This window comes from Gordonia gummivorans, from assembly GCF_022513585.1.
Lineage (GTDB): Bacteria > Actinomycetota > Actinomycetes > Mycobacteriales > Mycobacteriaceae > Gordonia.
The window spans coordinates 1-7,126 of sequence record NZ_JAKWBF010000056.1; the positions used below are offsets into that span (position 1 = coordinate 1).

Genomic DNA, 7,126 nt, shown 5'->3' on the forward strand with positions numbered 1-7,126 from the left:
AGGGCATGCGTCCAGAATACTCGAACACGTATGCGAGTCAAGGACTATTTTCGCAGGTCAGAGACCCGACACTAGTGTTACTGGTGGTGCGAAGAGAGCGTGTAATCGAGTACAGGAGTCACAGCAACACCATGCGTTTCAGGCCCTGCGACAGCACGGGCTCTCGGCCTTGCGCTCCTTCGCCCCCGAACCGATCGGCACCGTTATCTCGCATTCGCCCTGCACGTCGTCGCATCCGGGAGCAGAATCGATACACCCTGGCCAGGAGGCACTGATGACGCAAGCACAGTCAATGACCAGTCTGCTGTTCCGCCGCAAGCCGGTCGAGGGGAAGGACGCTCCCGGCGGCGGTGCCGGCGAACCTCACCTCAAACGCAGCATCGGGACCTTTCAACTGACGCTGTTCGGCGTGGGCGCGACGGTCGGCACCGGTATCTTCATCGTCGTCCCCGAGGCCATCAGCAAAGCCGGCCCCGCAGTTCTCCTCGCATTCGTCATCGCCGGCGCGGCGGCCGGTCTCGCTGCGATCTGTTACGCCGAAATGGCGTCCGCCGTGCCTGTTTCCGGATCGAGCTATTCCTACGCGTATGCGACGCTGGGCGAGATCGTGGCTGTCGGCATCGGTGCATGCCTCATGCTCGAGTACGGAGTGTCGGCGGCCGCCACGTCGATCGGTTGGGGCCAGTATCTCAACGAGTTGATCGGCAACTTGTTCGGTTGGACGATCCCGCACCAGCTGAACGCGGCGCCATGGGGCGTCGACGATCCCGGCTGGATCAACCTGCCCGCCGTGATCCTCGTCTTCCTGTGCGGCGCTCTCCTCATCCGCGGTGCCAGCGAGTCGGCCCTGGTCAATACCGTCATGGTGCTCATCAAGCTGGGCGTGCTCCTGCTCTTCGCGGCAGTCTGCCTGACCGCTTTCACCTCCAGCCATTTCTCGCCGTTCATGCCCGAAGGCATGTCCGGGGTGACGTCGGCCGCCGCGGTCATCTTCTTCACCTTCATCGGACTCGATGCCGTGTCCACCGCGGGCGATGAGGTGAAGGACCCACAGCGAGCGATGCCGCGCGCGATCATCGGCGCCCTGATCGTCGTCATCAGTATTTATCTGCTGACCGCGATCGCCTCGATCGGTGCTCAGGCATGGACGGAGTTCAACCCCGACGACGAGGCCAGCCTCTCGGTACTGGCGAACAATGTCACCGGTTCGACGTGGGTCGGGAATCTCATCGCCGCCGGCGCGGTCATCTCGATCTTCTCGGTCACCCTGGTCGTGATCTACGGGCAGACGCGCATCCTGTTCGCGATGGGCCGCGACGGTCTGCTGCCGAAGTCGTTCTCGAAGGTCAGTCCTAAAACGATGGTGCCGGTGAACAATACGGTCGTCGTGTGCGTGATCATCGCAATCCTGGCCGGCTTTGTGCCGATCGACAAGCTGTGGGATCTCGTCTCGGTCGGCACCCTCGCCGCCTTCATCGTCGTCTCGGTCGGCGTGATCATCCTTCGTCGCACGATGCCGAATCTGCCGCGCCCCTTCCGTGTGCCCGGCTACCCGGTGACCCCAGTCCTGTCGGTCGCCGCGTGCATCTGGATTCTCAGCGGGCTCGCACCGATCACGTTCCTGTTCTTCGGCCTCTGGGTGGGTGCGGCGCTGATCTTCTACCTCCTGTGGGGACGTCGGCACAGCAAGCTGAACAACCCACCTGAGGAACCGGTCTCCACGGACAAGTCGCTGTCATGACGGTTCTCGTCGGTTACGTCCAAGGTGAAGGCGGAACGGGCGGTGTGCAATTGGGCGCGATGCTCGCCGAGTCCGCGGGCACCGACCTCGTCGTCGCGACGGTGGTACCGAAGCCGTGGACCACACCGTCGATGGCAAAGGTCGACGCCGAGTACGCGTCGTGGACCGACGAGATCGTCACCAAGGCCGAGCAGGAGATCGCCGACTACATGACGATCTACCCTCCCGATCTGGATTGGCGTTTCGTGCGCCTGGATCACCGGACCGCGGCGTCTGCGCTTTCGGCACATGCGGTGGAGATCGGCGCACGGGTACTCGTCATCAGCTCGGCCAACGGAGGGCAACTCGGGCAGATCGTGACGGGCTCCACCGCGGACTGGCTTCTGCATCGTTCGCCGACGCCCGTCGCACTGAGCCCGCGAGGCTACCGTTCGCCGAAAGATGGCAAGCTCACCCGGATCACGGTCGCGTACGCGGGAACCGACGACGACGGGATCATCTCGCGGGCACGTGACGTCGCGGGGCTGATGGCAAAACCGATGCGCGTGGTCACCTTCGCGGTGCGCGGTGGCGCCATGTATCCGCCTCTGGTGGGTATCCGTACCGAGAACCAGGTGCTCGATCAATGGATCGAGCAGTCGACGGCGGCGCAGCAGAAACTCGCGGCCGACGGCGTCATCGAAAGCGGAACGCCCACCGAGGTGGCCTCCGGTACCGGATGGCGTGAGGCGGTGGATTCGATCGAGTGGATCGAGGGCGAGGTGTTGTTCGTCGGCAGCAGTCACGAAGGTCTGCTGTCCCAGGTGTTCGTCGGATCGAGGGCACACAAGCTGATTCGGCACTCACCCGTGCCGGTGGTTGTCCTACCGCGCTGATCACCAACCGTCGCGGTGGATGACGTCGTCCGGCTCCACACGGCTGACGGGACCGAACCGACCCACCGGCCAGCCGACGGGGATGACCGCAAAGGTCTTGACCCGCCGGGGAATTCCCAAGATCTTCTTGAACTCGGACTCGAACATCAGATGCCAGGTGGTCAGAGTTGCACCGAGACCCAACTCCCGTGCTGCCAGCAACAGGTTTTCGACACCCGGGTAGACGCTCGCGGCCTCCGACATCTCCCCCGTGCGTCGAACGTGGCGCATGGTGTCGAGTATTCGTCTTCCACCGAGACACTTTGTGGCCGAGATGATTTCACGAAGATTGGCCCGGGCAGCGTCGTAGAGCGGTCCGCTGTCGTAGCAGAACACAATGAGCGCGGGTGTCTCGTGGAAGTGCTCCTGCTGATACCGCAGCGCCGCTCTCAGCTTCCGCATCTTCTCTGCGGTCGAGTTCGGTGGAACCGAGTCGCCGGTCATCTGCATGTAGAAGTCGGCGATGACGTTCCACAGCTTCGCGATCTCGGCCATCTTGGCGCGATCGGTGACCACGACGTACTGGTAGCCCTGGATGTTGCTGCCACTGGGCGCCCACGTCGCAGCCCGGATCAGTTGTGTCAGCAACTCTTCGGGCACCGGATCGGGTTTGAGCCTCCGCATGGCGCGCATCGTCGACATGGTGTCGAACATCGGCGAGTTCGTCATCGACCCTCCAGCCGGCAGCAGCGTACACGCGGTGTCACGAAGACCAGTTCAGCGTGCGGTTGCGCACGCCCATTGTCAACGACGCTTAGTGGCCCTGTCCATGAATTTGTCGGGGGTCTTCGGCGTTAGATCAACGGGCAACCAGGGGTCAGTTGGTCCGCTCGCCCCGGATTCGGCTGGTGTAGGCGGCGCGCACTTGTTGATCAGGGTTCATGAAGATCGAGTCGAGCTTGGTGAGCTTGCGCGACAACCGTTTCATTCCCTGTGGGAACAGCGCACCGGACTCGGCCCACATCATCGCCCGTGGCGCGTACACCCGCACTCGCGGCTTGGCGATGGTCGACACCACGATCTGCGCCACCTCCTCCGGGCCGACGGTCTGCACCAGCGCGTTGGTCTTGAGGCCGGAGATCAGGGCCGTGCGAGTGAAGGTCGGCAGGATCGAACTCACCTGGACGCCTTCGGGTTCCAACTCTGCATTGAGCGCCTCGGAGAATTCGATGACCGCGGCCTTGGCGCCGTTGTAGATGGTGAGACCCGGGGTCGGGATGCGGCCGGCGGTCGACGCGATGTTGACGATGTGCCCACCCCCGCGAGTCACCATGCGCCGGGCCATCAACTGGCTGCCGAGGATCACCCCGATGACGTCGATGTCGAAGGTGCGGCGAATGATGGTGTCGTCGTAGGACAGGAACGGTCCGACCGGCATGATGCCCGCATTGTTGACGAGCACGTCGATCGGACCGAGTCGCGCCTCGACCTCGTCCAGGAACGCGTCGAAGGAGGCGCGGTTCGTGACGTCCACCTCCACACCCTCGATACCGAGATCGGCCGCAGCCTTGCCGACCGCCTCGTCATCGATGTCACCGATGGCCACCTTCGCACCGGCCTGGAAAAGCTGCGTGGCCGTTTCGAATCCGATGCCCCGAGCACCACCGGTGACCACCACGACCTTGTTCTCGAGCGCGGCCCGCAGTGCGTCGTGGTCGGGTTTGCCGGACAGCTTGTCACGCAGACTCATTGGATGTATCCCCCTGGGGTGGAATCGAATTGATGTGCGGTTTGGTTCACCAGATCATCGGTGCAAGGAACTTCTCGGCGAACCCGCGAACGTAGGCGGGTTGTTGACGCTCCTCGTCGGACGCGGGTGTTTCGAGGAAAGAGATCACCAGCCGGACATGGAGTTCGACCGCCTGCAGCAGATCGTCCTGGGGCATGGTGGCGCCTTCGTCGCGCATCGTGGCGGCGACACGCTTGGTGACCATGTCGATGAACAGCGACGTCATCGACGCGGTGATGCCCTTCATCTCGAGATCCGTCAGCACGATGCGGTGCAGCAGTGGATCTTCGGAGATCATCGTCGCACCGATGGCGAAGGCCTCCACGATCGCACCCTTGGGCCCCAATCCATGCGTGGCTTCCTCGAGTCGCGTCATCCCACGCTCGTACGCGTCGTTGGCGACGGCGAGCAACAGCGCCTCTTTGTTGGGGAACCGCCGATACAGTGTGCTTCGGCTGACCCCGGCCCGCGCCGCGACCTCGTCGACGTTTGCCCGCCGCACGCCGACCGAGGTGAACTCCTCGGCAGCGGCGGCCAGGATCGCGGCCTCCTGGGCCTCGGGACTCTCGGTGTTGCGTACCTTTCGGGACCCGGCGGGCCGTACCGCGTTGCTGCTCACCACGTCACCGGCGCCGTAGGTTCACCGGCAGCTTGTCCTTGGGCACCGGGAGCGAGCTGTAGTCCATCGGAATCTCGTAGTCGGCGGGCACCGACCATTCGTAGCCGCGCAACAGGTGATGCAGGATCGTCTTGATTTCCATCTGGCCAAAATACAGGCCGATGCATTTGTGAACGCCACCACCGAACGGAGTCCACGCCATTCGATGGCCCTTGTCCTCGGCGCGTTCCTTGCTGAAGCGCTCGGGGTCGAACATGTCCGGATTCGTGTAGAACTCCGGGTCGCGATGATTGGTCAGCTGAGAAACCGTGACGATCGTGCCCTTCGGCACGAAGAAGCCTTGCACGGAGGTGTCCTTGATCGCCATGCGCGGTTGCGCCGGAACCGGCGGGCACATCCGCAGAGATTCTTTGAGGATGAGATCGAGTGCTCCCATCCGGCTCAGGTCGTCGTAGCCGAGTTCGGGGTTGAGCTCCAGCGATTCGGCGCGGGCCCGCTCCTGCCATTCCGGCGACTTGGCCATCCGGTAGGCCATCTGGGTCATGGTGATGGTCGACGTGTCGTGCGCGGCCATGAGGACGAAGATCATGTGGTTGACCACGTCCTCGTCGGTGAATCGGTGTCCCTCTTCGCTTTCCGCGTGGCAGAGCACGGAGAACAGGTCCGGTGTCTCCTTGGCGCGTTTGGCGTCGATGTTGGCGTAGAAGAACTCCTCGAGAACCTTGCGGCCCCGCAAGCCCTTCCACCAGCGGCCCCCGGGTACCGGCTTGCGCACATACGCGACACCCGCGCGCACGGTGTCGATGAAGGCCTTGTTGAGCTTGTCGGCCTCGTCCTTCGGGAGTTCGAGGCCGAGGAACACCTCGAGCGCCACATCGAGTGTGAGTTCCTTGAACTCGTCGAACAGCTTGACGTCGCCGGTGGGCATCGCAGCGACTCGCTCGGCGATGATCGGCTGCATCTCCTGCATGTACCCCTTGAGCACGCTCGGGGTGAATGCCTGCTGAAGGATGTGCCGGTGATGCCGATGCTCGTCGAAGTCGAGCAGCATGATGCCGCGGTTGAAGAACGGTCCGATGAAGTAACTCCACGCGGGCCCGTTGGCGAACGCGCGATCCTTGTTCATCAGGATCTCGTTGGCCGCCCGCGGCCCGCCGGTCACCACGAGCTTGAGCCCGAGCGCGTTCATTCCCGAGATGTTGCCGAACTGGGCCTGACGCTTGTCGCCGTACTTGAAGGGGTCACGGCGCATCTCGATCATCTCGAGGATGCCGGGCCGATTCGAGTACGGTACCGGACGCAGGTCGCTACCTGTCGACACAGATGCAGACTCGGTTGTCGTCATGGCTGTCTCCCTCCAAAGCCGGCGAGCGCGACCGCTACGGGCGCTCGATGTGACCCACGTCGCACACCCTAGCGCATGTTGGAACAGATTGGCCAATATGTCTCTTCCTACTGGTTGGTGGCACCTACCACCCGCGGGCCGGGATCGATCGTCGGCGATCGTGGACGCGGGAAGAGCCCGGCTTCGTCGCAGAAACCGCACTTGTCGCCAGAAACCTCAGGTGCGGCCAGAAACCGCTGGTGCGGCTCGGGTTTCTGACCAGACACGCGGTTTCTGAAATCGCGACACGCCGACGACGCGCCTCGGAGGTCGGCGAAGCCGCCGTCGCGGCCAACCATCACCGAGGTCCCAGTCGAGCACAGAAAGCGCCCTTCGCCACCCAAGAAACTAGGGGAAGAAAACTCCTCCCCTACTCTTGGAGTCCTCCCCTTCAAATTTCTAGGGGACGACTGTGAACCCCGGGGAAGAAACTCTTCCCCTAGATTGCGGGCTGGGCGTATCCACATCTCCGCAGGTCATCGCGGTGGTCACGGGACTCTTCGGATCAGCGTCCCTCCGTCGGCGTTGCCGACGATCGTGGAGGCAGGAAGAGCGCGGCCGCGTCGCGGAAACCGCACTTGTCGCCAGAAACCGCAGGTGTGGCCACAAACCGCTGGTGCGCCTCGGGTTTCTGACCAGACACGCGGTTTCTGACATCGCGACACGCCGAACGAGTGCCCGTCCCTGCGCGGTCCTCGGAACCGGGAACATCGTCGTCGAGCGAGAATCGCGATCCGCC

6 protein-coding genes are annotated in these 7,126 nt (G+C 63.4%); 2 read left to right on the top strand and 4 right to left on the bottom strand.

Annotation, left to right across the window (positions count from 1 at the left end; genetic code table 11):
* The first annotated feature begins 271 nt into the window (after window positions 1-271).
* Together MKW15_RS23860 and MKW15_RS23865 are read left to right on the top strand one after the other, a co-directional pair.
* Window positions 272-1,741 carry an amino acid permease gene (locus MKW15_RS23860; protein WP_240862827.1) on the top strand — a complete coding sequence of 490 codons (1,470 nt, stop codon included), beginning with the start codon at window positions 272-274 and terminating at the stop codon, window positions 1,739-1,741.
* The gene (locus tag MKW15_RS23865) at window positions 1,738-2,616 is read left to right on the top strand and encodes a universal stress protein (protein WP_240862814.1); all 879 of its coding nucleotides are present in this window, start codon (window positions 1,738-1,740) and stop codon (window positions 2,614-2,616) included. Before MKW15_RS23860 ends, MKW15_RS23865 begins: the two co-directional genes overlap by 4 nt.
* On the opposite strand, the gene MKW15_RS23870 is transcribed toward MKW15_RS23865, so the two are convergent.
* The 4 genes from MKW15_RS23870 to MKW15_RS23885 form a co-directional block, all read right to left on the bottom strand.
* Complete coding sequence (locus MKW15_RS23870; protein ID WP_240862817.1) at window positions 2,617-3,324, bottom strand: nitroreductase family protein; 708 nt, start codon at window positions 3,322-3,324, stop codon at window positions 2,617-2,619.
* A 148-nt stretch (window positions 3,325-3,472) separates the two neighbouring features.
* The gene (locus MKW15_RS23875) at window positions 3,473-4,345 is read right to left on the bottom strand and encodes an SDR family oxidoreductase (protein WP_240862820.1); all 873 of its coding nucleotides are present in this window, start codon (window positions 4,343-4,345) and stop codon (window positions 3,473-3,475) included.
* A 46-nt stretch (window positions 4,346-4,391) separates the two neighbouring features.
* On the bottom strand, window positions 4,392-5,003 hold the full coding sequence (locus MKW15_RS23880) for a TetR/AcrR family transcriptional regulator (RefSeq protein WP_240862822.1): 612 nt from the start codon (window positions 5,001-5,003) through the stop codon (window positions 4,392-4,394).
* A 4-nt stretch (window positions 5,004-5,007) separates the two neighbouring features.
* Window positions 5,008-6,348, bottom strand: coding sequence for a cytochrome P450 (locus MKW15_RS23885; protein ID WP_240862825.1), 1,341 nt, complete (start codon window positions 6,346-6,348; stop codon window positions 5,008-5,010).
* Between the last annotated feature and the right edge of the window lie 778 nt (window positions 6,349-7,126).